Source organism: Streptomyces sp. NPDC089915, assembly GCF_040684675.1.
Lineage (GTDB): Bacteria > Actinomycetota > Actinomycetes > Streptomycetales > Streptomycetaceae > Streptomyces.
This window is the reverse complement of sequence record NZ_JBFBGN010000028.1, coordinates 38,733-62,756: the sequence shown is the minus strand read 5'-3', so window position 1 is coordinate 62,756 and position 24,024 is coordinate 38,733. Positions and strand designations below refer to the sequence as shown.

26 protein-coding genes and 1 pseudogene are annotated in these 24,024 nt (G+C 71.7%); 10 read left to right on the top strand and 17 right to left on the bottom strand.

The window, feature by feature from the left end; translation table 11 throughout:
* The 6 genes and pseudogenes from AB0O29_RS12045 to AB0O29_RS12020 all read right to left on the bottom strand — a co-directional run.
* Positions 1-776, bottom strand: a pseudogene (locus AB0O29_RS12045) (protein phosphatase); the annotation flags it as partial.
* Positions 773-1,159, bottom strand: a complete 387-nt coding sequence (locus AB0O29_RS12040) for a DUF6507 family protein (RefSeq protein ID WP_365149978.1) — start codon at positions 1,157-1,159, stop codon at positions 773-775. The pseudogene AB0O29_RS12045 and the gene AB0O29_RS12040, both read right to left, overlap by 4 nt.
* Positions 1,160-1,215: 56 nt before the next feature.
* The gene (locus AB0O29_RS12035; RefSeq protein ID WP_365149975.1) at positions 1,216-1,527 is read right to left on the bottom strand and encodes a pore-forming ESAT-6 family protein; all 312 of its coding nucleotides are present in this window, start codon (positions 1,525-1,527) and stop codon (positions 1,216-1,218) included.
* 21 nt (positions 1,528-1,548) lie between these two features.
* Positions 1,549-1,881 carry a hypothetical protein gene (locus AB0O29_RS12030; RefSeq protein ID WP_365149972.1) on the bottom strand — a complete coding sequence of 111 codons (333 nt, stop codon included), beginning with the start codon at positions 1,879-1,881 and terminating at the stop codon, positions 1,549-1,551.
* 143 nt (positions 1,882-2,024) lie between these two features.
* Positions 2,025-3,326: a PH domain-containing protein gene (locus tag AB0O29_RS12025; RefSeq protein WP_365149986.1), complete on the bottom strand. Its 1,302-nt coding sequence runs from the start codon at positions 3,324-3,326 to the stop codon at positions 2,025-2,027.
* A 41-nt stretch (positions 3,327-3,367) separates the two neighbouring features.
* On the bottom strand, positions 3,368-3,859 hold the full coding sequence (locus tag AB0O29_RS12020) for a PH domain-containing protein (RefSeq protein ID WP_365149970.1): 492 nt from the start codon (positions 3,857-3,859) through the stop codon (positions 3,368-3,370).
* A gap of 31 nt (positions 3,860-3,890) precedes the next feature.
* On the opposite strand from AB0O29_RS12020, the gene AB0O29_RS12015 reads away from it, so the two are divergent.
* Both AB0O29_RS12015 and AB0O29_RS12010 read left to right on the top strand, forming a co-directional pair.
* Entirely contained in the window at positions 3,891-5,033 is a 1,143-nt protein-coding gene (locus tag AB0O29_RS12015) for an NADH-quinone oxidoreductase subunit D (RefSeq protein WP_365149967.1), read from the top strand.
* Positions 5,034-5,075: 42 nt separating this feature from the next.
* Positions 5,076-5,288 (top strand): hypothetical protein, encoded by a 213-nt coding sequence (locus AB0O29_RS12010; protein WP_365149964.1) that lies wholly within the window; start codon positions 5,076-5,078, stop codon positions 5,286-5,288.
* Positions 5,289-5,328: 40 nt separating this feature from the next.
* Here AB0O29_RS12010 and AB0O29_RS12005 read toward each other — a convergent pair whose 3' ends face one another.
* Positions 5,329-6,207 carry an NAD(P)-binding domain-containing protein gene (locus AB0O29_RS12005; protein ID WP_365149961.1) on the bottom strand — a complete coding sequence of 293 codons (879 nt, stop codon included), beginning with the start codon at positions 6,205-6,207 and terminating at the stop codon, positions 5,329-5,331.
* Positions 6,208-6,324: 117 nt separating this feature from the next.
* On the opposite strand from AB0O29_RS12005, the gene AB0O29_RS12000 reads away from it, so the two are divergent.
* Positions 6,325-6,963, top strand: coding sequence for a TetR/AcrR family transcriptional regulator (locus AB0O29_RS12000; RefSeq protein WP_365149958.1), 639 nt, complete (start codon positions 6,325-6,327; stop codon positions 6,961-6,963).
* Between the two features lie 19 nt (positions 6,964-6,982).
* On the opposite strand, the gene AB0O29_RS11995 is transcribed toward AB0O29_RS12000, so the two are convergent.
* From AB0O29_RS11995 to AB0O29_RS11980, 4 genes are all read right to left on the bottom strand, one after another.
* A complete protein-coding gene (locus AB0O29_RS11995; RefSeq protein WP_365149955.1) occupies positions 6,983-8,044 on the bottom strand; it encodes a hypothetical protein in 1,062 nt (353 codons plus the stop codon).
* Between the two features lie 98 nt (positions 8,045-8,142).
* Positions 8,143-9,126, bottom strand: coding sequence for an ABC transporter substrate-binding protein (locus AB0O29_RS11990; protein WP_365149953.1), 984 nt, complete (start codon positions 9,124-9,126; stop codon positions 8,143-8,145).
* A gap of 60 nt (positions 9,127-9,186) precedes the next feature.
* On the bottom strand, positions 9,187-9,861 hold the full coding sequence (locus AB0O29_RS11985) for an ABC transporter permease (protein WP_365149950.1): 675 nt from the start codon (positions 9,859-9,861) through the stop codon (positions 9,187-9,189).
* A 4-nt stretch (positions 9,862-9,865) separates the two neighbouring features.
* Positions 9,866-10,558, bottom strand: coding sequence for an ABC transporter permease (locus AB0O29_RS11980; RefSeq protein ID WP_365149983.1), 693 nt, complete (start codon positions 10,556-10,558; stop codon positions 9,866-9,868).
* A 162-nt stretch (positions 10,559-10,720) separates the two neighbouring features.
* Between AB0O29_RS11980 and AB0O29_RS11975 the strand changes: the two genes are divergently transcribed.
* Entirely contained in the window at positions 10,721-11,686 is a 966-nt protein-coding gene (locus tag AB0O29_RS11975) for an ATP-binding cassette domain-containing protein (RefSeq protein ID WP_365149947.1), read from the top strand.
* Between the two features lie 87 nt (positions 11,687-11,773).
* Here AB0O29_RS11975 and AB0O29_RS11970 read toward each other — a convergent pair whose 3' ends face one another.
* Positions 11,774-12,883: an alpha/beta hydrolase-fold protein gene (locus tag AB0O29_RS11970; RefSeq protein ID WP_365149945.1), complete on the bottom strand. Its 1,110-nt coding sequence runs from the start codon at positions 12,881-12,883 to the stop codon at positions 11,774-11,776.
* A gap of 152 nt (positions 12,884-13,035) precedes the next feature.
* On the opposite strand from AB0O29_RS11970, the gene AB0O29_RS11965 reads away from it, so the two are divergent.
* The 6 genes from AB0O29_RS11965 to AB0O29_RS11940 all read left to right on the top strand — a co-directional run bounded on the left by AB0O29_RS11965 (position 13,036) and on the right by AB0O29_RS11940 (position 17,953).
* Positions 13,036-14,883 carry a phosphatidylglycerol lysyltransferase domain-containing protein gene (locus tag AB0O29_RS11965; RefSeq protein WP_365149942.1) on the top strand — a complete coding sequence of 616 codons (1,848 nt, stop codon included), beginning with the start codon at positions 13,036-13,038 and terminating at the stop codon, positions 14,881-14,883.
* Positions 14,884-14,959: 76 nt separating this feature from the next.
* A complete protein-coding gene (gene folP / locus AB0O29_RS11960) occupies positions 14,960-15,832 on the top strand; it encodes a dihydropteroate synthase (protein WP_365149939.1) in 873 nt (290 codons plus the stop codon).
* 46 nt (positions 15,833-15,878) lie between these two features.
* Positions 15,879-16,322 (top strand): nuclear transport factor 2 family protein, encoded by a 444-nt coding sequence (locus AB0O29_RS11955; protein ID WP_344169683.1) that lies wholly within the window; start codon positions 15,879-15,881, stop codon positions 16,320-16,322.
* A 131-nt stretch (positions 16,323-16,453) separates the two neighbouring features.
* Positions 16,454-16,813, top strand: a complete 360-nt coding sequence (folB, locus tag AB0O29_RS11950) for a dihydroneopterin aldolase (protein WP_042809414.1) — start codon at positions 16,454-16,456, stop codon at positions 16,811-16,813.
* Entirely contained in the window at positions 16,810-17,418 is a 609-nt protein-coding gene (gene folK / locus AB0O29_RS11945; RefSeq protein ID WP_365149935.1) for a 2-amino-4-hydroxy-6-hydroxymethyldihydropteridine diphosphokinase, read from the top strand. Before folB ends, folK begins: the two co-directional genes overlap by 4 nt.
* Before the next feature lie 49 nt (positions 17,419-17,467).
* The gene (locus AB0O29_RS11940; RefSeq protein WP_365149932.1) at positions 17,468-17,953 is read left to right on the top strand and encodes a DUF3180 domain-containing protein; all 486 of its coding nucleotides are present in this window, start codon (positions 17,468-17,470) and stop codon (positions 17,951-17,953) included.
* Between the two features lie 103 nt (positions 17,954-18,056).
* On the opposite strand, the gene folE is transcribed toward AB0O29_RS11940, so the two are convergent.
* From folE to AB0O29_RS11915, 5 genes are all read right to left on the bottom strand, one after another.
* Positions 18,057-18,665, bottom strand: a complete 609-nt coding sequence (gene folE / locus AB0O29_RS11935; RefSeq protein ID WP_365149929.1) for a GTP cyclohydrolase I FolE — start codon at positions 18,663-18,665, stop codon at positions 18,057-18,059.
* 93 nt (positions 18,666-18,758) lie between these two features.
* Positions 18,759-20,792, bottom strand: a complete 2,034-nt coding sequence (gene ftsH / locus AB0O29_RS11930; RefSeq protein ID WP_365149926.1) for an ATP-dependent zinc metalloprotease FtsH — start codon at positions 20,790-20,792, stop codon at positions 18,759-18,761.
* 193 nt (positions 20,793-20,985) lie between these two features.
* Positions 20,986-21,546, bottom strand: coding sequence for a hypoxanthine phosphoribosyltransferase (gene hpt / locus AB0O29_RS11925; RefSeq protein ID WP_267034220.1), 561 nt, complete (start codon positions 21,544-21,546; stop codon positions 20,986-20,988).
* A 66-nt stretch (positions 21,547-21,612) separates the two neighbouring features.
* Positions 21,613-22,674, bottom strand: a complete 1,062-nt coding sequence (gene tilS / locus AB0O29_RS11920; RefSeq protein WP_365149923.1) for a tRNA lysidine(34) synthetase TilS — start codon at positions 22,672-22,674, stop codon at positions 21,613-21,615.
* A gap of 189 nt (positions 22,675-22,863) precedes the next feature.
* Entirely contained in the window at positions 22,864-24,009 is a 1,146-nt protein-coding gene (locus AB0O29_RS11915; protein WP_365149921.1) for a zinc-dependent metalloprotease, read from the bottom strand.
* Positions 24,010-24,024: the final 15 nt, after the last annotated feature.

Here is a 24,024-nt window from a genome sequence, read left to right as displayed (position 1 = left end):
GAGGAGATGACCAGACCCGTCGCCAGCTTCGCCAAGCCGGTCCAGGCCTGGCCGGCCTTGTCCCAGCCGTCCACGCCGACCAGGGTGCCCAGGCCCCGGACCGTGCCCCAGATCCCGTCGACGATGATCCCGTCCCACACGAACGACTTCGCCCAGTGCCCCACCTCGTACCAGCGGTGGGTCTCCTCCAGCTGCGAACCCCACGGCAGGTCCTGCGCCTTGTTCAGGTCCTCGCCCTTGTAGCCGTACATGTTCGCCGCGTGCGTGCCGTCCTCGGGGATCAGCTGCGGGCCCCCGTACAGGGAGCGGATCTTGTTCGCACAGGTACGCTCCGCCGCCCAGAACGCCGACACCGCCGCGTTGACGTCGTGGATCAGATCGTTGTTCTCATCGATCTTGTCCCCGTCGTCCTTCCAGTGCTCATCCCCGCTGATCTTCTGGCTGAACGTGACGGCCCGGGACTGGAGCTCCTTCAGACGGGCCACGATCGGACGGGCTTCGGTGATGTACTCGCCCAAAGCCTTCGCCGCCGTCTCCAGATGGCCCGCGAAGAGATCACTGTCGGTCCTGACCGGCTTGGTCGTCGCGAACAGCTGCGCCGCCTCGGGGGCGGTGTAGAAGGCGGCCAGGCCCTGAAACTCCGAATCCACATGCGCACCCGCGTCACGGAAGGTCCCCGCCGCCGACGCGATCGCCGCCCGGTTCTGCTCCAGGGCCTCCAGATCACCCGTGAACAACGGGATGCTGCACGGGTCGATCGGTTTGTGGTCGGTCACACCTTCCCCCTCCCCGCCCCCGGAAGGTCGATCTGAGGCTCCTTCAGGGCCTCGCGCTGGGCGTTCTCCGCCTGCTCGATGTTGCCCTGGAGGTACGCCATCGTCGCGTTGACCGCCCCGTTGAGCGAGGCCTCCGTACGGGCCGAGATGCGGGCCAGCCGGTTCTGGTGGAAGGTCATGAGCTCACCCAGCGCCCCGGCGATCGGGCCCATGCCTCCGCCCTCGCCCATCCGGCTGCCGCCCTCGGTGACGGTTCCCGCGTTCTTCTGCGCGGCCGGCAGGGCCGTCTCCAGTGATGCGCCGGCCTTCTGGAAGCCCTCGGCGGCCGTGATCGTCTTGTTGACGACGCCCTGTACGCCGGACGGCTTGATGTCCCAGTCCATGAGCTACCCCCGTGTCCCCACGTCCCCACGTCCCCGTGTCCGGTGCCCGGACGGCGTCAGCCGATGGCGTCGACCGCCGCCTTGGCCTTGGCGAGCGTCGCCTGCGCGGTCGCGTCGTTCTGCTCCAGCGTGGTGCGTACGAGGCGGATGATGTCGCGGACCTCGTTGGCCGCCTTGTTCCAGCGGACTTCCTTGCCGTGGTACTCCTCCGAGACCCCGTCCGCCGTGAACTCGGCCATCGCCGCCTTCACCGCCGCGTCACGGTCGCCGAGCACCCGCTCCAGCTGGCCGATGATCCCGCCGAGGCCGCCCTGGACCTCCACGGAGGCGGCGACGTCGTACGAGGTGCGGTCCATGTTCTGTCCCATGTCCCCTCATTCCCCCGGGTTTCAGCGCGCGCCGAAGCGGGCGGCGTCGAAGTTGGCGGAGCCCATGTTCTGGTGGGCGTTGTCACCCTGCTCGTGGTCACCGGTGGTGAAGGAGGTGTCCATGCCGCGCTGGCCGCCGAGGATGGCGCGCAGCGAGCCGTTCAGCTCCGCGGTGATGGCGTCCGAGCGCCGCTTGAACGAGTCGAAGGCGGTCCGGCCGACCCCGTTGAACTTGCCCTCCAGCGGGTCGGCGGCGGCGATGAGCAGTTTGATCAGCGTGCCGAGGTCGTCGCTCGAACCGCTCGTGGCCTTGCCCAGATCGGACAGCGTCGTGCTGCCCATGTCGAACTTCATCCACCCACCCCTGACGTGTCGTGGCGTCACGTGCGTGCGTACCTGTCTACCGAAGGGACGTTGCGAACACAAACACGGTTTCGGTCGGCCGGGGCCTCTGACCGAAAATCGCCTTGGCCCGTGCGCGGAGCCCCCGGAGCGGCTCAGGCCATCCACCGGTCGGGGCGGGCCGTCGCGCGCGAGGTACGGGAACGGGCCGCCTGGGCGTAGAGGAGTGCGGTCGCCTCGTCGGCCGTCCGCAGCCCGGCGGTGACCACGTTGCCCGCACCCGTGTCCACGTGCAGGTCAGCAACCCCGCAGAGCCTCTCCCAGGGTCCCTGCGTCCGCCGCACGCTCTGCACCTTCGCATGCGGAACGATCTCCGTACGCCGGCACAGCAGCCCGCGCCGGGCCGCGAACAGCTCCGCCGACACGGCCAGCCCGTACCCCCTCCACCACACCGGGACCACCCACCGAGAACCCCGGCGCGCGGCCGGAACGAACTCCAGCGCGGCCGGTTCCGCGCCGGGCAGGACCCGGGCGATCAGGGCGTGGGCGGCGTCCCGGGTGGCGACCGGGACCAGGACCCCGTTCTTCGAGCCCGCCACGGCCAGCTCCACCCGCACCCACCCGCGCCGCCGCCACAGCAGCGGCTCCACGATCCGCACGGTCTGCACGCGCCCCGGCGGGACGGTCTCGTGGGCCCGGTCCAGCAGCCCGTGGTCCAGCCGCAGCCCGTCGGGGGACTCGGCCACCCGCCAGTCGTACCCGGTGAGGAAGCGGGCGGCGCTGCCCTTCCAGGCGGCGCCCACCAGCGGCAGCAGGGCGATCAGGGCCGCCCAGGGGTTGGAGCTGAGCGCCCACAGGAGCAGCGGGCCGCCGAGCCCGCCTGCGAGGGCGGCCCACACGTCGAGGCTGAGCAGCAGGGAGACCACCAGGTCCCGCAGGGAGACCCGCAGCAGCTCCCGGTCGGGGGCCTCGCCGACCGCGGTGGCCTCGGCGGGGGCGAAGCCGGCGGCCCGGGCCAGCAGCTCGGCGCGCAGCGCGACGGCGTCCCGTTCGGAGAGGAAGGCCAGCTCGTCCTTGTCCTCGGTGCCGATGACGTCGATGCGCAGTGCGGCCACCCCGGCCACGCGGGCCAGCAGGGGGCGGGTGACGTCGATGGCCTGGACGCGGTCGAGGCGGATGTGGGCGGTGCGCCGGAAGACCAGGCCGGTGCGGATGCGCAGCTCGGTGTCGGTGACGGCGTAGTGGGTGAACCACCAGCTGAGGAAGCCGTACGTGCCGAAGACGAGGACCGCCCCGGCGAGGACGAGCAGCCGCAGCCACACGGGCAGGGCCAGCGCCCACTCCTGGGCCCGTTCGCCCTGCTGGGCGACCACGCCGGCGGTGGCGGCGATCGGCACCCAGGCGCGGCGCAGCGGGGTCAGCACGTGCAGCCGCCGCTCGGTGCCCGCGGCGCCCACGGCGTCCTCGGCGGCCGGGGCCGCGGGTACGGCGGGGCCGGTCACAGGCCGGCCGATCGGGCCTCGCCGAGCTCGGTCAGCCGGTCGCGGAGCCGTTCCGCCTCGTCCGGGGCCAGGCCCGGGATCTTGGCGTCGCTGGCCGCCGCGGCCGTGTGGAGCTGTACGGAGGCCAGCCCGAAGTGCCGCTCCAGCGGGCCCGAGGTCACCTCCACCAGCTGCATCCGCCCGTACGGCACGACCGTCTCCCGGCTCCACAGCACCCCGCGGCCGATCAGCAGGTCGTCGGCGCGTTCCGCGTACCGCCAGGACCGCCAGTTCCGTCCGAGCACCACCCACCCCCAGACCAGCGGCAGCAGCCATATGCCGCCGAGGGCGGCCCAGCCCGCTCCGGCGAACAGCCCCAGCGGGAGGGCGGTCGCCACCACGAGGAGGACCGTCCACACCACCAGCAGCAGTCGCCGGAGGGACAGCAGCCCGCCCGGCAGTCCGACCCATTCGGGTCGGTCCGTCTCACCCGTCGTCCCCGTTTCCATGCCCCCACCCTAGGACTGCGACAATGCGCCCATGACGGAGACCACGGTCGGCATCGGCGGCGCGGCGGAGAGCACCGACATGGTGCTCAACATCGGACCGCAGCACCCTTCCACCCACGGGGTGCTGCGGCTGCGGCTCGTCCTGGACGGCGAGCGCATCGCCAGCGCGGAGCCCGTGGTCGGCTACATGCACCGTGGCGCGGAGAAGCTGTTCGAGGCCCGCGACTACCGGCAGATCGTGATGCTGGCGAACCGCCACGACTGGCTGTCCGCCTTCTCCAACGAGCTCGGCGTGGTCATGGCCGTCGAGCGGATGCTCGGCATGGAGGTCCCCGAGCGCGCGGTGTGGATGCGCACGCTCCTCGCCGAGCTGAACCGGGTCCTCAACCACCTGATGTTCCTCGGGTCGTACCCCCTCGAACTGGGCGGGATCACCCCGATCTTCCACGCGTTCCGCGAGCGCGAGGAGCTCCAGGCCGTGATGGAGGAGATCTCCGGCGGCCGCATGCACTACATGTTCAACCGGGTCGGCGGCCTCAAGGAGGACCTCCCGGCGGGCTGGCTCGGCCGGGCCCGGGCCGCCGTCGCCGACGTCCGCACCCGGATGGACGTCTACGACAAGCTCGTCCACGGCAACGAGATCTTCCGCGGCCGCACCCGCGGCGTCGGCGTCCTGTCCGCCGAGGCGGTGCACGCGTACGGGGTCTCAGGCCCGATCGCCCGCGGCTCCGGCGTGGACTTCGACCTGCGCCGCGACGAGCCGTACCTGGCGTACGGGGAGCTCCAGGACGTCCTGAAGGTGGTCACCCGTACCGAGGGCGACTGCCTGGCCCGCTTCGAGGTGCTCCTCGACCAGACGCACAACGCCCTGGACCTGGCGGTGGCCTGCCTGGACCGGATGGCGGAGCTGCCGCCGGGGCCGGTCAACCAGCGGCTGCCGAAGGTGCTGAAGGCGCCCGAGGGCAGCACGTACGCCTGGACGGAGAACCCGCTCGGGATCAACGGCTACTACCTGGTCTCCAAGGGCGAGAAGACCCCGTACCGGCTGAAGCTGCGCAGCGCCTCCTTCAACAACATCCAGGCCCTGGCGGTGCTGCTGCCGGGGCAGCTGGTCGCGGACATGGTGTCGATCCTCGGCTCGCTGTTCTTCGTCGTCGGCGACATCGACAAGTAGGCCGGCGGGGTCGATGTCGGTGCGGCAGGGCAGACTTGGGGCATGTCCGCTTCCCCCCGACGGGCCTGCCCGTCCTGCGGCCGCGACTGCGCGGTGACGGCCGGCCGGATCGCCCGCCACGACCCTCCGGCGGGGCGGCGCGCCGGCCTGGTGTCCTGCCCCGGCTCGCGGGCCCGCGTGGTGCTCGGCGCCTCCGCCCCGACGCTGGACGGCTTCGCCCTGGGCCCGCACCCGGGGCAGCTCCCCCTGTTCTGACGCGGCACCCCCGTCCGACGCGCCCCGGCGGGGCCGCCTCCTAGGCCGTCGCCGGGGCCGCCGCCTTCGGCGCGCCCAGCAGCCCCAGCAGGCGGGCGGTGCCGTCGGCGCCGAAGCCCGCGTCGACCCCGCGCCGGTACAGCTCGGCGTGGGCGGCGAGGATGCCCGTGTCCACCCCGGAGTCGGCGGCCGTGTGCGTGACGTGCTCCAGGCTCGCCGCGCACATCGCGAGGCGGGCGTGGGTGCCGTCGTGGTCGTCGGCGTCGGCGAGCGGCGCGGAGCCCTCGTAGAAGCCGCGCATGCTGTCCGCGGTGTAGCCGGCGTACGGCAGGATGTCGGCCGCCGTCAGGCCGTTGGCGCGGGCGACGGCGAGCGCCTGGAACCAGCCGGTGTACGCCGTCCAGAACATGATCATGTTGAGCTGGTAGTAGAGCTGCGCGTGGCCGGGGTCGGCGCCCCGGTAGTCGGTGGCGGCGAGCACGTCGAGCGCGGCGCGGTGCTCCTCGTACACCTCCCGGGGGCCGCTGACGAAGATCGAGGCGCCCTCCTGCCCGATGCCGGCCGGCGGCACGTTGACCCCGCCGGTGAGGTAGGCGGCCCCGCGCTCGCGCGCCCAGTCGGAGGCCGCCCGCGCCTTCTCCGGTACGTCCGAGGAGAGGTTGGCGAGGACGCGGCCGTCGAGGTCGGCCCCGGCGAGGGCGGTGTACACGGCGTCCACGTCGATGAGGCTGACGACGCTCAGCGTGCTCACCGCGACGGCCTCGGCGGCGCTCGCGGCCCGCCGCGCCCCGCGGGCGAGCAGGTCCTCGTCCTTGCCGGGGCTGCGGTTCCAGACGGTGACGGTGTGGCCGGCGTCGAGGTAGGCGGAGGCCATGGCCCGGCCCATGGGACCGAGGCCGATGATCGAGACCTGGTTCATGACGGAGTTCTCCCTACGGAATCGGACTAGAACGAACGCTCTATCCAGCGCTCGGGACGAACGTAGCACGGGACTAGAACGAACGCTCTATCCAATTCCGGGGGTAGACTTCCCCGCATGGCAGCGACAGGTACGGCGACGGGAACGGCGGGGACGGCACCGGCGGCGGAGCCCGGCAGGCAGGCGGAGCCGGGCACGCGCGAGCGGCTGGTGCGCACCGCCTCCCGCCTCATGCAGCACGGCGGGTACGAGAGCACCCCGGTCAAGCAGCTCGTCCGCGAGGCCGGGGCCACGCTGGGCTCGCTCTACCACTTCTTCCCGGGCGGCAAGCAGGAGCTCGCGGTCGCCGCGATCGGCCACGGGGACGGGGAGTTCGCCGGGACGCTCGGCGCGGCGCTGGACTCCGACCCGGACGCGGCACGGGCGATCGAGGCGGCCGCCGGGGTCCTCGCGGACGCCCTCGCGGCCTCGGACTGGCGCGACGGCTGCCCGGTGACGGCCACGGCCCTGGAGTCGGTGGGCCGGCTGCCCGAACTCCAGGAGGCGTGCGCGCGGTCCTTCGGGAACTGGCAGGAGCTGGTGGCGGCGAAGCTGCGGGCCTCCGGCATCGGCGAGGAGGACTCCCGCGACCTGGCGGTGACGGTGATCGCCGCCCTGGAGGGCGCCGAGATGACCGCCCAGGTCACCCGGTCCCGCACCCCGCTCCTCCTGGCGGGCCGCCACCTGGCGCGCCTGGTGGCGTCCTACACCCCCTGAGCAGGGGCGGCCGGAGCGGCTAGGAGATGGCGGTGCGCAGCCGGACCACGTCGATCGGCTCGGTCTCGTCGTGGGCCGTCAGGTCGATGACCTGGCCCACCGCCCGCTGCTCCTCCGTCGCCGGCTTGAACTCCGGTTCGGCGTCGTCCGACGCGGACTCCGCCTTGTGCGCGGCGAGCGCCTCGGCCCCGACCACGTCCGCCAGGTCCTCGTTCTGCACGGACTCGATCGCGGCACGCGCCTGCGCCGTGTTCTTCGTGCCGAAGAAGTCGAAGCCCCCCTCGACGCGCGAGGCGGAGCGCCGCTGGGCCGCGTACGGCGCCACCGCGGCCGCCTGCCGCCGCGCCGGGACCGCCGGAGCGGGGGCGGCGGGAGCCGGGGCGTTGGGAGCGGAAGGGGTGGTGGGAGCTGCGGGGGCCGTGAGGGCCGCGGGGGCGTCCGCACGGGTGTGCGCGGGGCCCGCCGCCGGGGCCAGCTCCTTCGGCGCCGCGGCGGCGGCCGCCCGGGCCTCGGACTTCCTCAGCAGCGCGGCCATCGCCGCGTTGGCCCGCGCGTAACCGACCGCGGTCGGCGCCCCGCTGGAGGTGCGCTCCTCCGAGACCGCCGGCAGCTCCTTCGGGGTGCCCGCGTTCTCCAGCGCCAGCAGCCGCCGCTTCTCCAGCGCGCTGGCCCGCTCGGTCTCGGCGGTGGCGTACCGGCGCAGCAGCGCCGCGTGCTCCCCGCGCAGGCCCGCGAGTTCGACGCGCTTGGCGCGCAGCTTCGCGTCCAGCTTGACGCGCAGGACGCGGGCCTCCTCCAGATCGGATTCGAGCTCGGCTATCCGCTCGTCCGTCTTCCACTCGTCCTTGACCCGCTCGCGGGCCAGCTCCGCCACCCGGCGGCCGGCCGCCCGGTCCCAGGAGCGCATCAGGACGGCGCCGCCGATGCCCGCGGCCGCCGTGAGGGCCACGAGCAGGCGCAGCGCGAGGGGTTCCGCGAGGAGCCAGGCCGCGCCGGCGCTGGCGACGGAAACCCCGCCGACGGCCGTCGGCGTGAGAAGTCGGTGCAGGGGCTCGGGATTGCGGTGACGTCCACGGGGCATGGCCTGAAATTTACAGGGCGTGGACCTCGCGTGGGATACCAGCCCGGCAATCTCTTCCCGCGCGGTTACCCCACATTTGGCCATCAACCGTGTAACCCCTACTTCTTCAGCAGGCCCTTCGCCTCCAGATAGGCCTTCGCGACGTCCGCCGGCTTGGCCCGCTCGGCGTCCACCTTGCGGTTCAGTTCAGCGAGGTCGGCGGTCGTGAGCACCTTGGTGAGCCGCTCCAGCGCGGCCGCGACCTCCGGGGCCCCGGCGTCCTTGGCGTTGACGACCGGGAGCACGTTGTCGGCGTTCTGGAGCTTCTTGTCGTCCTCCAGCAGGACCAGACCGAAGCTGTCGAGAGTGGCGTCGGTGGTGGTGGTCAGCACGAGTTGGTCCACCCCGTCCTTGACGGCCTGCTTGGCCTGCGGGGTGCCGACGCCCTTGGGGTCGATACCGGAAACCTGGATTCCGTACGTCTTCTCCAACCCCGGTGCGCAGAAGGGCCGGACGGAGCATTCGTCACCCGCCGCGATCTTCACCTTCTGACCCGACTTTCCAAGATCGGAAAGGGTCTTGAGGTTGTTCTTCTGCGCGAATTCCCTGCTCACCGCGAAGGCGTTCTGGTCGACGGCCGCACCCGCCGGGAGCGCCTTCAGTCCGAGCGGCGCCGCGAGCTTCTCCAGCGCCGCGACGGTGGCGGCCGCGTCGCTGGAGGCGACGGGCTTCTCCTTCGGCGCGTCCGGGCCGTTCACCTTGGCGTTGAGGAACTCCGCGAGGGTGGCCGCGTACTCCGGGACGACGTCGATCTCGCCCTTCTCCAGCGAAGGCTCGTACAGCTCGCGGTTGTTGACCGTGGTGATGGAGGTGTCGTAGCCGGCGTCCGCGAGGAGCCGCGCGTACAGCTTGGCGAGCACGTTGGACTCGGTGAACCCGGCCGCGCCGACCACCAGCTTGCCCTTGCCGCCGGAGGAAGAGGAGGACGAGGAGGAGCCGCCGTCCTTGGCCTTCTCCAGGCTGTCGCCCCCGCACGCGCTGAGCGAAACGGTCAGGGCCACCGCGCCCAGGGTCGCGCCGAGGATGCGCGTGGACTTGCTCATCATGCTCCTTGGAGATCAGGGGAAAAGAGGAGAAGCGGAACGGGTGAGGAGGGGGCGCGCTCAGCGCGGCGCCGGGCGGCCGCGGCGCGGCAGCAGCCGGTCGGCCGCCACCAGCAGGCCCTCCACCAGCAGGGCCAGCAGCGCGACCAGCAGGGCGCCCGCCACCACCTGCGGGGTGTTGTACGTGTTGAACCCGGCCGTGATGATCCGGCCCAGGCCGCCCTGGCCGACCATCGCGGCGATCGTGGCGGTGGCGATGACCTGCACGGCGCCCGAGCGCAGCCCGGTCATCACCAGCCCCCGGGCCAGCGGCAGTTCCACCCGCCAGAACAGCTGCCGGCCGGACATGCCCATGCCCCGGGCCGCCTCGACCACCGAGCGGTCCACCTCGCGCATGCCGACGTACGCGTTGGTCAGCAGCGGCGGGACGGCGAACAGCACCAGCGCGACGACGGTCGGCAGGTAGCCGGCGGTGCGCAGCGGCGAGACCATGAACAGGGCGAGCACGGCGAACACCGGTACGGCCCGCCCCACGTTGGAGACGTTGACCGCGAGCGCCCCGCCCCGGCCGACGTGGCCGAGCCACAGCCCCACCGGGAGCGCCACCGCGCAGGCGACGCCGAGGGCGATCCCGCTGACCAGCAGGTGCTCGGCGAGCCGGTGCCAGACGCCGTTCTCACCGGACCAGTTGGCCCCGTCGGCGAGCCAGCCGAAGGCCTTCCCCATGACTCCCACGGCCTCAGACCCCCTTCGCCCGCGCGGGACGCCCGGCGCGGGTCCACGGGGTCAGCAGCCGCTGGAGGCCGAGCAGCAGCAGGTCCGCGACCAGCGCCAGCAGCACGCACAGCACGGAGGCGGTGAGCACCTGGGCCTTGAAGGAGCTGTTGACGGCCGGGGCGATCAGGTTGCCCAGCCCGCCCTTGCCGACGATGGAGCCGACGGTGGTCAGCGCCACGGTGGAGACGGTCGCGATCCGCACCCCGGCGAGCAGCGCGGGCAGCGCCAGCGGCAGTTCGACCTGCCACAGCAGCCGGGCCGGGCCGTAGCCCATGCCGCGCGCGGCCTCCCGCACCTCCTCGGGGACGGCCTCCAGCCCGGCCAGCACGTTGCGGACCAGGATGGTCAGCGAGTACAGCACCAGACCGGTCACCACGAGCGCCGCCGAGAGCCCGAAGAAGGGCAGCAGCAGGGAGAACATGGCGAGCGAGGGGATCGTGTAGAGGAGGGTGGTCAGACCGAGGACGGGGGCCGCCCAGTGGCGGCCCCGGCGGGCCAGGAGTGCGAGGGGGACGGCGACGGCCACCCCGATGAGCACCGAGACCGCCGTGATCCAGACGTGTTCGAGCGTGGCGTCGGCGAGTTCGGGGGCGCGGGAGGTGACGTAGTCCCAGCAGATCCAGTCGTTCGCCACCAGGCAGTTCCGTACGGCCACACCGCTCACCTCCCTCTCTCCTCGCACACGCGTGCCGGAAGACCCGGCCAGTGCGACCATAACCCCAGGTGCCCGCCCTGGCCGGATTCATTCGCACACATGCAACACTCCCCTGACAAAGCCTTCGCCCATCCGTGCGCACCGGTGGGAGAGGATGGCGGGGTGATCCGATTCGAGCATGTGACCAAGCGCTACCCCGACGGGACGACGGCCGTCGAGGACCTGTCGTTCGAGGTGGCGGAGGGCGAGCTGGTCACGCTGGTGGGCCCGTCCGGCTGCGGCAAGACGACCACGATGAAGATGGTCAACCGGCTCATCGAGCCCACCTCGGGCCGGATCCTGCTGAACGGCGAGGACATCGCCGCCGCCGACCCGGTCGAGCTGCGCCGCCGCATCGGGTACGTCATCCAGCAGGTCGGGCTCTTCCCGCACAAGACGGTGCTGGAGAACACGGCCACCGTGCCGCAGCTGACCGGCACCCCCAAGGCCAAGGCCCGCGCCCGGGCGGCCGAGCTGCTCGAACTCGTCGGCCTGGATCCGGCCGTGTTCGGCGGCCGCTACCCGGAGCAGCTGTCGGGCGGGCAGCGCCAGCGCGTCGGGGTCGCCCGTGCGCTGGCGGCCGACCCGCCGGTGCTGCTGATGGACGAGCCGTTCGGCGCGGTGGACCCGGTGGTGCGCGAGCGGCTCCAGAACGAGTTCCTCAGCCTCCAGAGGACGGTCCGCAAGACGATCCTGCTGGTCACCCACGACCTGGAGGAGGCCGTCCGGCTCGGCGACCGGATCGCGGTCTACGGGGAGGGCACCATCGAGCAGCTCGCCCGCCCGGCGGCGGTCCTCGGCGCCCCCGCCACCGACTACGTGGCCTCCTTCGTCGGCGCCGACCGGGGCCTGAAGCGGCTCGCGGTCACCCCGGTCGGCGAGGCCGACCTCACGGCCGCCCGGGACGGCGAGGCCCCGGCCGGCTCCGTGGCGCTCGGGGCGTCGCTGCGCGAGGCCCTCTCCGCCCTGCTCCAGGAGGACGCGGGGCGGATCGGGGTCACGGACCCGGAGTCCGGCGCGCTGGTCGGCGTACTGACCCCGGAGGGCGTCCACCGGGCGCTGCGCCGGGCCGAACCGCCCGCGGCATGACGAAGGGCCCGACTCCCGTCGGGCCCTGACCACGCGCGAGCGGACGGACCGCTCGGTACTGCACTACTTCACCCCAGCCGCCTGACCTCAGGCCTGCATCCGGCTGCTCATCCACACCAGCATCGGCGGGATCTCGCGGCGCCAGGTGTTGAAGTTGTGGCCGCCGCTGTCGAGGATGATCGAGGAGACCCGGTCCGGACCCTTGACCAGCTTGATGAACTTCTTGGTGTCGTTCAGGTTGTCCTCGCCCTTCTCGCTCGTGGTGACGAGGAAGGAGGTGCCGGTGGGCTTCTTGTGCTCAAGGCTCCACAGCACGTCGGCGGCCTTCTTCAGCTTCTCGTCCCCGCGGAAGAGGTCACCGGTCGTCGGGTCGTCCGCGGCCTTGTAGTACGCGGACAGACCGGCGGCGGCACCGAAGGTCTGCGGGTGGTGCGCGGCGATCTTCAGGGCGCAGTAGCCGCCCGTGGAGTTGCCGATGAAGCCCATGTTCTGCGGCTTCTTGCCGACCCGGAAGGTGCCCTGGATGGCCTGCGGCAGGTCCTGCGCGAAGAAGGTCTCCGTCTGCGGGCCGCCCGGTATGTCCACGCACTCGGTGTCGCGCGGCGGCGCGATGGTCGGGCGCAGCATGACCAGGATCATCGGCTTCATCTTGCCCTGCTTGGCCTGCTTGAAGGCCGTCATGGGGTAGTTCAGCCCTTTGATCAGGTTTTCCGCCGTACCGGGGTAGCCCGTCAGGACGATGGAGGCCGGAAAGTTCTTGTCCTTGTGCTGCGGCTGGAAGTACTCCGGCGGGAGCCAGACGTAGCCCGGACTCGTTATCTTCGACTTCTCCCCGGTGATGGCGACCTTCAGTATCTGGCCGCCGACCTGGGGCTGGCCGCCGCCGGGCACGTCCAGCTTCTGCTTGTCGAGGACCTTGATGTCCTTGCTGCTCATCGAGTGGTCGACGACCTTGCCGATCGCCGTCTGCTGACCGAACAGGTCGGCCCAGGAACCGTAGAAGAGGAACGACTTGTTGGCGGCGAGACCGACTGCCGAGAACAGCGCCAGCTGGGTCGCGAGCAGGAGGCCGACCCGGCCGAGGACCGACCGCCAGGAGCGGCCCGAAAGCTTCGGCCAGAGCCAGACCGTCACCGCGAACAGCGCTACACCCGCGATGATGGCCAGGACCAGAACGGCATTACTGGTGAGACCCATGAGCAGTCAGTCGACTTTCTGATGGCAGGACTGGATTTTTCCGAAGGAAGAGTGAACCCGCTCCTCCTCTGTGTCGTCCTAGTGGACGCACCACACCCCGGAGGCTGTCGCGGCCTTCGGCCACATGATCTCTCGCGGAGCAACGGGAAGCGATGTCTAGCAGGATAGATGGCGATAAGTCGGGGCAGGTTCCGAGTAAGGTCCGGCGAATCTTCCGCGGACCCAAGCCGGAGTCGGTGCCCGGCCTCGTAGGTACGGCCGTCATGATCGTCGGCCTTCTGGACATCGCGGCGGGCGTCTTCCCGCGATTCCGCCACAGCCGGTTCCACGCGGTCACCGAGGTGCTGCCCGGCTCCCTGGGCCCCTTCGCCGCGGCCCTCTCCATCAGCGCGGGCGTCCTGATCCTGCTGCTCGCGCACGGACTCAAGCGGCGCAAGCGGCGTGCCTGGAGGGCCTCGGTCATCCTGCTGCCCGCCGGCGCCGTCGCGCAGTTCGCCTACCGGCACTCGTTCATCAGCGTGGTCATCTCGGCGGTGCTCCTCGCACTGCTCGTACGCCACCAGAGTGAATTCAAGGCCCTCCCGGACCCGCGCAGCCGCTGGAAGGCGCTCGCGAACTTCGTCCTGATGAGCGCCGGCTCCATCGGCCTGGGCCTGGTCATCGTCAACGTCCACCCGAACAAGGTGGTCGGCCACCCCAGCCTCTACGAGCAGATCACCCACGTGGTCTACGGCCTCTTCGGCTTCGAGGGCCCCGTCGACTACGCCGGCCGGGTGAGCTGGACCGTCGGCTACTCCCTCGGCGCCCTCGGCATGCTGACCGCCGTCACCACGATCTACCTGGCCTTCCGCCCCGAGCACCCGGCCGCCCGGCTCACCGCGGACGACGAGGAGAAGCTGCGCGAGCTGCTCGCCCGGCACGGCGGCCGCGACTCGCTCGGCCACTTCGCGCTGCGCCGCGACAAGGCCGTCGTCTTCTCCCCCAGCGGCAAGGCCGCCGTCACCTACCGCGTGGTCTCCGGCGTCATGCTCGCCTCCGGCGACCCGGTCGGCGACGTCGAGGCCTGGCCCGGCGCCATCGAGCGGTTCATGGAGGAGGCCAAGGCCCACTCCTGGACCCCGGCCGTCGTGGGCTGCAGCGAGACCGGCGGCGAGGTCTGGACCCGCGAGACGGGCCTGGACGCCCTGGAACTCGGCGACGAGGCCATCGTCGACGTCAAAGACTTCTCCCTCGCCGGACGCCCCATGCGCAACGTCCGCCAGATGGTGAAGCGCATCGAGCGCAACGGCTACACCACCCGGGTCCGCCGGGTCAGCGAGCTGAACGAGTTCGAGCTCTCCCAGGTGCGCGGTGCGGCCGAGGCCTGGCGCGGCACCGACACCGAGCGCGGCTTCTCCATGGCCCTGGGCCGCATCGGCGACCCGGGCGACGGCGACTGCATCATCGCCACCGCCCACCGCGTGGAGGAGGGCGACAGCAGCCCCTTCGGCGACCTGAAGGCCATCCAGCACTTCGTGCCGTGGGGCAAGGACGGCATGTCGCTGGAGATGATGCGCCGCGACCGCGGCGCCGACCCCGGCATGAACGAGCTGCTCATCGTCGCCGCCCTCCAGCAGGCCCCCGACCTGAAGATCGAGAAGGTCTCGCTGAACTTCGCCATGTTCCGCGCGGCCCTCGCCCGCGGCGAGAAGATCGGCGCCGGCCCGGTCCTGCGCGCCTGGCGCAGCCTGCTCGTCTTCCTCTCGCGCTGGTTCCAGATCGAGTCGCTGTACAAGTTCAACGAGAAGTTCCGCCCCCGCTGGGAGCCGCGCTTCATGGTCTACCGCCACCACCGCGACCTGCCCCGCATCGGCTTCGCCGTGATGCAGGCCGAGGGCTTCGTGACGCTCGCCCTCCCCCGCCTCTTCGAGAGCCGCCGCCGCCCCAAGCAGGACCGTCCCTGCGCCCACCACGAGACGGCGATCCCGGCCCAGCAGGACCGCGAGGTCCAGGCCGCGTAACCGCCACCGCTCCCGACGCCCCCGTGCCCGCCAGGGCCCGGGGGCGTTCCGCTGTACGGGATCTACCCTGGACCCCATGAACACCACCCGCGGCCCCGCCCCCCGGGGCCAAGTGGCCGGGCTCCCCGACTGGGACCGCTGCGCGGTCATGGGCGTCGTCAACGTCACCCCCGACTCCTTCTCCGACGGCGGCCGCTGGTTCGACACCACCGCCGCCGTCAAGCGCGGGCTCGACCTCGTCGCCCAGGGCGCCGACCTCGTCGACGTCGGCGGCGAGTCCACCCGCCCCGGCGCCACCCGCGTCGACGCCGAGGAAGAGCTGCGCCGGGTCGTCCCCGTCGTCCGGGGCCTCGCCTCCGAGGGCGTGGCCGTCTCCGTCGACACCATGCGCGCCACCGTCGCCGAACAGGCCGTCGCCGCCGGCGCCCGCCTCGTCAACGACGTCAGCGGCGGCCTCGCCGACCCCCGCATGATCCCCGCCGTCGCCGCCACCGACGTGCCCTTCGTCGTCATGCACTGGCGCGGCTTCAGCGACGGCATGAACGCCCTCGCCGTCTACGACGACGTCCTCGGCGAGGTCGCCGCCGAGCTCCGCGCCCGCATCGACGCCGTCGTCACCGGCGGCATCGCCCCCGAGCGGATCGTCGTCGACCCGGGCCTCGGCTTCGCCAAGAACGCCGAGCACGACCTGGCCCTCGTCGCCCGCCTCCCCGAGCTGCGCGCCCTCGGCTTCCCGCTCCTCGTCGCCGCCTCCCGCAAGCGCTTCCTCGGCCGGGTCCTGGCCGGCGCCGCCGACGCCGCCCCGCCGCCCGCCCGCGAGCGGGACGCCGCCACGGCCGCCGTCTCGGCCATCGCCGCCCACCAGGGCGCCTGGGCCGTACGGGTGCACGAGGTACGGGCGACCGCGGACGCGGTTCGGGTGGCCCGTGCCGTGGAAGGGGCTCTGTGACCCGCCGGACCGACCGGCCCGACCGGACGCACAGGGAAGGGGAACGGTGAGCCGTACCGACATCGAAGCCGTCGAAGAGGTCAACGCGGCCTTCTACGAGGCCATGGAGCGGGGGGACTTCGACACCCTGTCGGCGCTCTGGCTCGACGACGAGATCTCCTGCGTCCACCCCGGCTGGCCGGTGCTCTCCGGGCGGGGCGAGGTGCTGCGCTCGTACGCGCTGATCATGTCGCACACCGAGTACATCCAGTTCTTCCTCACCGACACCAAGGTGGCCCTCATAGGCGACACCGCCCTGGTCACCTGCACCGAGAACATCCTCAGCGGCGGACCCGCCGAGGAGGCCGGGGAACTCGGTCCGCTCGTCGGCCAGCTGGTGGTCGCCACGAATGTGTTCCGACGCACACCGGAGGGCTGGCGCCTCTGGTCCCACCACGGTTCTCCGGTCCTCACGGACTCCGATGACGAGGAAGAAGAGGCCTCCGACTGACCCCAAGGGCCGGGGCGAAGGTTTATCGCAGGTAAATTCGAAGGCGGACGACGCCGACCGCACTCGGCGTAGGCCCAAGGGCCCGGGGAGTCCCGGGACCGGAAGCACCTACGAAAGCAGGAGTGATTCGCGTGGATCGTGTCGCGCTGCGCGGCCTCAAGGCTCGCGGGCACCACGGCGTCTTCCCCCGGGAACGCGAAGAGGGCCAGACCTTCATCGTCGACCTCGTGCTGCACCTGGACACCCGCCCGGCGGCGGCCGGTGACGACCTGGCCAAGACCGTGCACTACGGGGTCGTGGCCGAGGAGGTCGTCGACGTCGTCCAGGGCGAGCCCGTGGACCTGATCGAGACCCTGGCCGAGCGGATCGCCCAGCAGTGCCTCAAGCACGAGGCCGTGGCGCAGGTGGAGGTCGTCGTCCACAAGCCGGACGCGCCGATCACCGTCCCCTTCGACGACGTGACCATCACGATCACCCGGAGCCGCGTGTGAACAACGGACAGAACGCCCAGAGCGACCCCACGGTCCAGCCCGTCCCCGCGTCCGTCGTCGAGGCGGTCGACGCGGCCGACGTCACGCTGTCCAACCCCAAATGGGCCGTGATCGCGCTCGGCGCGAACCTCGGCAACCGGCTGGAGACCCTCCAGGGCGCCATCGACGCCCTCGGCGACACCCCCGGGCTGCGCGTCAAGGCCGTCTCCCCGGTCTACGAGACCGAGCCGTGGGGCGTCGAGCCCGGCTCGCAGCCCTCGTACCTCAACGCGGTCATCGCGCTGAAGACCACCCTGCCGCCGTCCTCGCTCCTGGAGCGGGCGCACGCCGTCGAGGAGGCCTTCGACCGGGTCCGCGAGGAGCGCTGGGGGCCGCGCACGATCGACGTGGACATCGTCGCGTACGCCGACGTGCTCTCCGACGACCCCGTCCTCACCCTCCCGCACCCGCGGGCGCACCTGCGGGCCTTCGTCCTGGCCCCCTGGAACGATATCGACCCCGAGGCCCAGCTCCCCGGCCGCGGCCCGGTGGCCGGCCTGCTGGCGGCAATCGGCATGAGCGGGGTCACGGCACGGACGGACCTGGAACTCCGTCTCCCGGAATAGCCGTTAGCGTGTTCAGGTAGCCGACAGCACTGAGCAGGGGACGGGCAACGTGAAGCAACTGAGGCCGGCGGTCCTGGCGGGCATCTTCGTGATCGCCGGGGTGCTGTCCTGGGCCGGCGCCCGCCTGTGGAACGCCTACGGCACCCTGCCGGGCGTCCCGCTGGCCGCGCCGATCGTGCTGGCGGTCATCGCCGTGGTGCTGTTCGCCACGGCCCTGTCACTGCGGGGCCGCCTGAAGGCCCAGCGCGAGCGCCGTCCGGGGGCCAAGGGCGTGGAGCCGCTGATGGCGGCCCGCGCGGTGGTCTTCGGGCAGGCGAGCGCCCTGGTCGCGGCCCTGGTCGCCGGCATGTACGGCGGGGTCGGCGTCTTCCTCCTGACGGACTCCCTGGACGTCCCGGCCCGCCGCGACCAGACCTGGTACGCGGGCGGCTCGGTCCTGGCGGGCGCCGCGGTCATCGCGGCCGCCCTCTTCCTGGAACACGTCCTGAAACTCCCGGACGACGAGGACCCCCACAAGGCCCACGCGGCGGCGTAGGGGCCGGCCCGGTGCCGGGCCCCCCTCCGGGCCCGTCGGGGCGGCCTCCGCGGCCTCCACGGCCGGCTCCGGCTTCGTCTCCGGCCCCGGCACGGTCATCGGCTCAGCGCGCCATGATCAGGCTCATGGCCTCGTTGCGGGTCGCGGGGTCGCGGAGCTGGCCGCGGACCGCCGAGGTGATGGTCTTCGCGCCCGGCTTGCGGACACCGCGCATCGTCATGCACATGTGCTCGCACTCGATGACCACGATGCAGCCGCGCGGGTCCAGGATCTCCATCAGGGAGTCGGCGATCTGCGTGGTCAGCCGCTCCTGCACCTGGGGGCGGCGGGCGAAGACGTCGACCAGGCGGGCCAGCTTCGACAGGCCGGTGATCTTGCCGTCGGTGGACGGGATGTAGCCGACGTGGGCCACGCCGTGGAACGGGACCAGATGGTGCTCACAGCTCGACATGACCTCGATGTCCTTCACCAGGACCATCTCGTCGTGACCGAGGTCGAACGTCGTCGTCAGGACGTCCTCGGGCTTCTGGTAGAGGCCGGCGAATATCTCCTTGTACGCCCGCGCCACGCGCGCCGGGGTCTCCAGGAGGCCCTCGCGGTCCGGGTCCTCGCCGACCGCGATCAGGAGCTCTCGGACGGCCGCCTCGGCGCGCTTCTCGTCGAACTCGCCGATCGTGCCCTCGCCACCGGTCAGGGTCACTGGGTCGGTCATCTCATCCTCGTTCCTGTCTGCACGGACGGCATACGAAAGTGCCGCGCCCCCCAGGCTAGAACCTGGGGGGCGCGGCATCCATTCCGGACCTGATCAGGCCTCCGGACGCTCCTCCGGGGAGGGCTCCGGGGCCTTCTCCACCGACACGGCGGTCTGGGCCGAGGCCGAGGTGCCGTTGGCGGCGTTCGTCAGCTGGAGCTCCTTGGGAGAGAGCACCGGCGGACGAGTGGAGGGGGTGCGCCGGGCCGAGCCGGTCCACGCCGGACGGGCCGGGCGCTTCACGATCGTGGAGAAGACCTCGGCGATCTCCTCCTTGCCCAGCGTCTCCTTCTCCAGGAGTGCGAGGACGAGGTTGTCCAGGACGTCCCGGTTCTCGACCAGGATCTCCCAGGCCTCGTTGTGCGCGGTCTCGATGAGCTTCTTGACCTCTTCGTCGACCAGCGCCGCGACCTCTTCCGAGTAGTCCCGCGGGTGCGACATCTCGCGGCCCAGGAACGGCTCGGTGTTGTCCCCGCCGAACTTGATCGCGCCGAGGCGCTCGGTCATGCCGTACTGGGTCACCATCGCGCGGGCCGTCGCCGTGGCCTTCTCGATGTCGTTCGCGGCGCCCGTGGTCGGGTCGTGGAAGACCAGCTCCTCGGCCGCGCGGCCGCCCAGCATGTACGCGAGCTGGTCGAGCATCTCGTTGCGGGTGGTCGAGTACTTGTCCTCGTCGGGCAGGACCATGGTGTAACCCAGGGCCCGGCCGCGGGACAGGATCGTGATCTTGTGTACCGGGTCGGAGTTCGGGGAGGCCGCCGCGACCAGGGCGTGTCCGCCCTCGTGGTACGCGGTGATCTTCTTCTCCTTGTCGGACATGATCCGGGTCCGCTTCTGCGGGCCCGCCACGACGCGGTCGATCGCCTCGTCCAGCATCGAGTTGTCGATCAGCTTCTTGTCCGAGCGGGCCGTGAGGAGCGCGGCCTCGTTCAGGACGTTCGACAGATCGGCACCCGTGAAGCCGGGGGTGCGGCGGGCGACGGCCGAGAGGTCGACGTCCGGTGCGACCGGCTTGCCCTTCTGGTGGACCTTGAGGATCTCCAGACGGCCCTGCATGTCCGGCCGGTCGACCGCGATCTGCCGGTCGAAGCGGCCCGGGCGCAGCAGCGCCGGGTCGAGGATGTCGGGCCGGTTCGTGGCGGCGATCAGGATGACGCCGCCCTTCACGTCGAAGCCGTCCATCTCGACGAGCAGCTGGTTGAGGGTCTGCTCGCGCTCGTCGTGCCCGCCGCCGAGGCCCGCACCGCGGTGCCGGCCGACGGCGTCGATCTCGTCGACGAAGACGATCGCCGGGGCGTTCGCCTTGGCCTGCTCGAAGAGGTCGCGGACGCGGGAGGCGCCGACGCCGACGAACATCTCGACGAAGTCGGAACCGGAGATCGAGTAGAACGGGACCCCGGCCTCGCCCGCGACGGCGCGCGCGAGCAGGGTCTTGCCGGTGCCGGGCGGGCCGTAGAGCAGCACACCCTTGGGGATCTTGGCGCCGACGGCCTGGAACTTCGCCGGCTCCTGCAGGAACTCCTTGATCTCGTGGAGTTCCTCGACGGCCTCGTCCGAGCCCGCGACGTCGGCGAACGTCGTCTTCGGGGTGTCCTTGGTGATGAGCTTCGCCTTGGACTTGCCGAAGTTCATGACCCGGGAGCCGCCGCCCTGCATCTGATTCATCAGGAACAGGAAGACGACGACGATGAGGACGAAGGGCAGGAGCGAGAGCAGCACGCTCAGGAACGGGCTGGTCTTGTCCGGCGTGACGGAGTACCCGTCCGGGATCTGACCGGCTTCGTACTTGGTCTGGAGGTTCTGGGCGAGCTGGACGCCCTGGTCCCCGATGTAGTTGGCCTGGAACTTGGTGCCGCTGTTGTTGTCGAGCTTCTGGCCCTTCTTCAGCTCGATCTTGATCATCTGGCTGTCGCCGGTGGTCAGCTTGGCGCTCTCGACCTGGCCACTGTTGATCGCCTTGATGACCTCGCTGGTCTCCACCGACTTGTAGCCGCCGCCGGAGCCGACGACGTTCATCAACACGACCACGGCGAGGACGGCCAGCACGATCCACATGACCGGCCCACGGAAGTATCGCTTCACGTCCATCCATACGGGGTGCCGGGCACCCCGTCCCTCCTGCCCGTAGGTAAATGCCGCTGTGAGTAAAGACTGTTCTTCGGAATGTACCCCTGTATTGTCACCCGCCGCCCCGTGGGACGGCTGACAGACCCGCCTTCTCCTCCAACGGCGGGAATCGCCCCCGGGTTCCCCCGGGGGCGATCGCGGTGACGACGGGGGTTCAGCCGCCGTACACGTGCGGGGCGAGCGTCCCGACGAACGGCAGGTTGCGGTACTTCTCCGCGTAGTCGAGGCCGTAGCCGACGACGAACTCGTTGGGGATGTCGAAGCCCACCCACTCGACGTCGATGGCGACCTTGGCGGCCTCGGGCTTGCGCAGCAGCGTGACCACCTTGAGGGAGGCCGGCTGGCGGGAGCCGAGGTTCGACAGCAGCCAGGACAGGGTCAGGCCCGAGTCGATGATGTCCTCGACGATCAGGACGTGCTTGTCCTTGATGTCGGTGTCCAGGTCCTTGAGGATCCGCACCACGCCGGAGGACTGGGTTCCGGCGCCGTACGAGGACACCGCCATCCAGTCCATGGTGAGCGGGGTGGACAAGGCGCGCGCCAGGTCCGCCATCACCATCACGGCGCCCTTGAGCACACCGACGATGAGCAGGTCCTTGCCCGCGTACTCCGCGTCGATCTTCGCGGCCAGCTCGGCCAGCTTCGCGTCGATCTCTTCCTTGGTGATGAGCACCGACTGGAGGTCGCTGCCCATGTCCTTCTCGTCCACCCGCATCACTTTCGTTGTCGGCCGGGGCTCCGGAGGGCGTCCCCGGAGGACTCAGCCGTGTCTCAGCACCAATCAGCCCTGCCGGATGACAAGTCTGCCACCCTGCCGCTGGGCCTCGACGCGGCCGGGCAGGTTGATGGCCCCCTGACCGCGCCATCCGGTGATGAGCCGGTCGACTTCCTCGATGTGGCGGGCGAAGAGGGAGCCGGCCGGGGAACCCGCCGCGACCACGGCGCGGCGCAGCACCCGGCGGCGTACGGCGGGCGGCAGGGCGTACAGCTTGGCGCACTCCAGGCGGCCGTCCTCGTCGCGTACGCCGGCCTCGGCGTCGGCGGCCCAGGCGTCGAGGGCGTCGGCGTCGTCGCGGGAGAGCTGGGCGGTGCGGGCGAGCGCCTCCACGACCCCCTTGCCGAGCGCCTTCTCCAGGGCGGGCAGCCCCTCGTGGCGCAGCCGGGAGCGGGTGTAGGCGGGGTCGATGTTGTGCGGGTCGTCCCAGACGGGGAGGGACTGGACCATGCAGGCCTTGCGGGCGGTCTGCCGGTCGATGTGGAGGAAGGGGCGGCGGTAGCGCTTGGTGCGGCCGGGGCCTCCGGAGACCTCGGCCATGCCGGACAGGGAGCGGATGCCGGAGCCGCGGGCGAGGCCCAGCAGGACGGTTTCGGCCTGGTCGTCGCGGGTGTGGCCGAGCAGCACGGCGGCGGCGCCGAGCCGGTCGGCGGCCTCGTCCAGGGCGGCGTAGCGGGCGTCGCGGGCGGCGGCCTCGGGTCCGCCGTCGCGGCCGACGCGCACGGCGACGGACTCCACCGGGTCGAGGCGGAGCGCGGTCATGCGGCTGACGACCTCCGCGGCGCGCAGGTCGGAGCCGGGCTGGAGGCCGTGGTCGATGGTGATGCCGCCGGCCCGGATGCCGAGCTTGGGGGCTTCGAAGGCGAGGGCGGAGGCGAGGGCCATGGAGTCGGCGCCGCCGGAGCAGGCGACGAGGACGACCGGCCGGTTGCCCGACGCGTTGCGGGGGGGCGCGACGGTGGGACCCGCGGACGGGATCCGGGGGAGATCGGTGAGGTCGGTGAGGACGTCGTGGAGAACGCGGCGGACCGCCAGGCGTATCGCCGCGACCGCAGGATGGGGACCCATGTCCGGTGCCCTTCGTGGAGTTCGGATGCTCGGAGGCTTCGGGGTGTTGCGCGCGATTTGGTCACTCAGAGTGCGTTGATGGTGACAGAAGCGAGCCGTTTCCCGAGCATCGCACGCCCTTCGACGCCCCACGGTCCCTCGGAAGGGTGATGCTGCTTCCCCCAGTGGGACAAGTTCACACCTCACGCGTCACCCCTCTTCGCGTCCCGCGCTCCCCTTCCGGTGCACCCGCGCCACCCAGTCCGAGGGCCGGGCGATCTCCGATTTGGTCGGCAGCGTGTTGGGCGAGGTCCACACGCGGTTGAAGCCGTCCATCCCGACCTCGCCGACGACGGCGCGGACGAACCGCTCGCCGTCGCGGTACTGGCGCAGCTTGGCGTCCAGGCCCAGCAGCTTGCGCAGGGCGGCGTCCAGGCGGCCGGCGCCGCTGGCCCGGCGCTGCTGGAACTTCTCGCGGATCTCGGCGACGGAGGGGACCACCTCGGGGCCGACCCCGTCCATGACGAAGTCGGCGTGGCCCTCCAGCAGGGACATGACGGCGGTGAGCCGGCCGAGGACCTCGCGCTGCTCGGGGGTCTGGACGAGTTCGACGAAGGAGTGGGCCTCCTCCCCGCGCTCCCCGTCGGGCCGGGCCCCGGCGAAGGACTGGACGGCCTCGCGCAGCCGCTCCAGGAGGGCTCCGGGCTCCATCTCGGTGGCGCCGAGGAAGGCCTGGATCTCGCCCTCCAGGTGGGCGCGCAGCCAGGGGACGGCGGTGAACTGGGTGCGGTGCGTCTCCTCGTGGAGGCAGACCCAGAGCCGGAAGTCGTGCGGGCTGACCTCCAGCTCGCGCTCGACGTGGACGATGTTGGGCGCGACGAGCAGCAGCCGGCCGCCGGTGGCCGGGTTGCCGGGCAGGTCGGTGCCGACGGGCGCGAAGGTCTCGTACTGGCCGAGGACGCGGGAGGCCAGGAAGCTGAGCAGCATGCCCAGCTCGACGCCGGTGACCTTGCCGCCGACGGCTCCGAGGACGGCTCCGGCGGGGGCGGCGCCCCGGCGGTCCTGCATCCGGGCGAGCAGCGGGCCGAGCAGTTCGCGGAAGCCGGCGACGTTGGCGCGGACCCAGCCGGCCCGGTCGACGACGAGGACGGGGGTGTCGGGGAGGGGGGCGCCCTCGGGCATCATCCGGGTGAACGCGCGCACGTGCTCCTCGGAAGTCTTCGCGTGCCGGCGGAGCTCCGCCACCACGGCCCGCGCCTCGTCGCGGCTGACCTCCGGACCCGGCCGTACGAGCCGGGTCGCGGTCGCCACCGCGAGGTTCCAGTCGACCATCTCCGCACCACCGATGCTCGTCATGCGTCAACGGTACGT

Coding starts and splice junctions, on each gene's coding strand:
- AB0O29_RS12040 (WP_365149978.1), bottom strand. CDS start 1,159: ATGGACTGGGACATCAAGCCGTCCGGCGTACAGGGCGTCGTCAACAAG.
- AB0O29_RS12035 (WP_365149975.1), bottom strand. CDS start 1,527: ATGGGACAGAACATGGACCGCACCTCGTACGACGTCGCCGCCTCCGTG.
- AB0O29_RS12030 (WP_365149972.1), bottom strand. CDS start 1,881: ATGAAGTTCGACATGGGCAGCACGACGCTGTCCGATCTGGGCAAGGCC.
- AB0O29_RS12020 (WP_365149970.1), bottom strand. CDS start 3,859: ATGGAAACGGGGACGACGGGTGAGACGGACCGACCCGAATGGGTCGGA.
- AB0O29_RS12015 (WP_365149967.1), top strand. CDS start 3,891: ATGACGGAGACCACGGTCGGCATCGGCGGCGCGGCGGAGAGCACCGAC.
- AB0O29_RS12010 (WP_365149964.1), top strand. CDS start 5,076: ATGTCCGCTTCCCCCCGACGGGCCTGCCCGTCCTGCGGCCGCGACTGC.
- AB0O29_RS12005 (WP_365149961.1), bottom strand. CDS start 6,207: ATGAACCAGGTCTCGATCATCGGCCTCGGTCCCATGGGCCGGGCCATG.
- AB0O29_RS12000 (WP_365149958.1), top strand. CDS start 6,325: ATGGCAGCGACAGGTACGGCGACGGGAACGGCGGGGACGGCACCGGCG.
- AB0O29_RS11995 (WP_365149955.1), bottom strand. CDS start 8,044: ATGCCCCGTGGACGTCACCGCAATCCCGAGCCCCTGCACCGACTTCTC.
- AB0O29_RS11990 (WP_365149953.1), bottom strand. CDS start 9,126: ATGAGCAAGTCCACGCGCATCCTCGGCGCGACCCTGGGCGCGGTGGCC.
- AB0O29_RS11970 (WP_365149945.1), bottom strand. CDS start 12,883: ATGGGTCTCACCAGTAATGCCGTTCTGGTCCTGGCCATCATCGCGGGT.
- AB0O29_RS11965 (WP_365149942.1), top strand. CDS start 13,036: ATGTCTAGCAGGATAGATGGCGATAAGTCGGGGCAGGTTCCGAGTAAG.
- folP (WP_365149939.1), top strand. CDS start 14,960: ATGAACACCACCCGCGGCCCCGCCCCCCGGGGCCAAGTGGCCGGGCTC.
- folE (WP_365149929.1), bottom strand. CDS start 18,665: ATGACCGACCCAGTGACCCTGACCGGTGGCGAGGGCACGATCGGCGAG.
- ftsH (WP_365149926.1), bottom strand. CDS start 20,792: ATGGACGTGAAGCGATACTTCCGTGGGCCGGTCATGTGGATCGTGCTG.
- hpt (WP_267034220.1), bottom strand. CDS start 21,546: ATGCGGGTGGACGAGAAGGACATGGGCAGCGACCTCCAGTCGGTGCTC.
- tilS (WP_365149923.1), bottom strand. CDS start 22,674: ATGGGTCCCCATCCTGCGGTCGCGGCGATACGCCTGGCGGTCCGCCGC.
- AB0O29_RS11915 (WP_365149921.1), bottom strand. CDS start 24,009: ATGACGAGCATCGGTGGTGCGGAGATGGTCGACTGGAACCTCGCGGTG.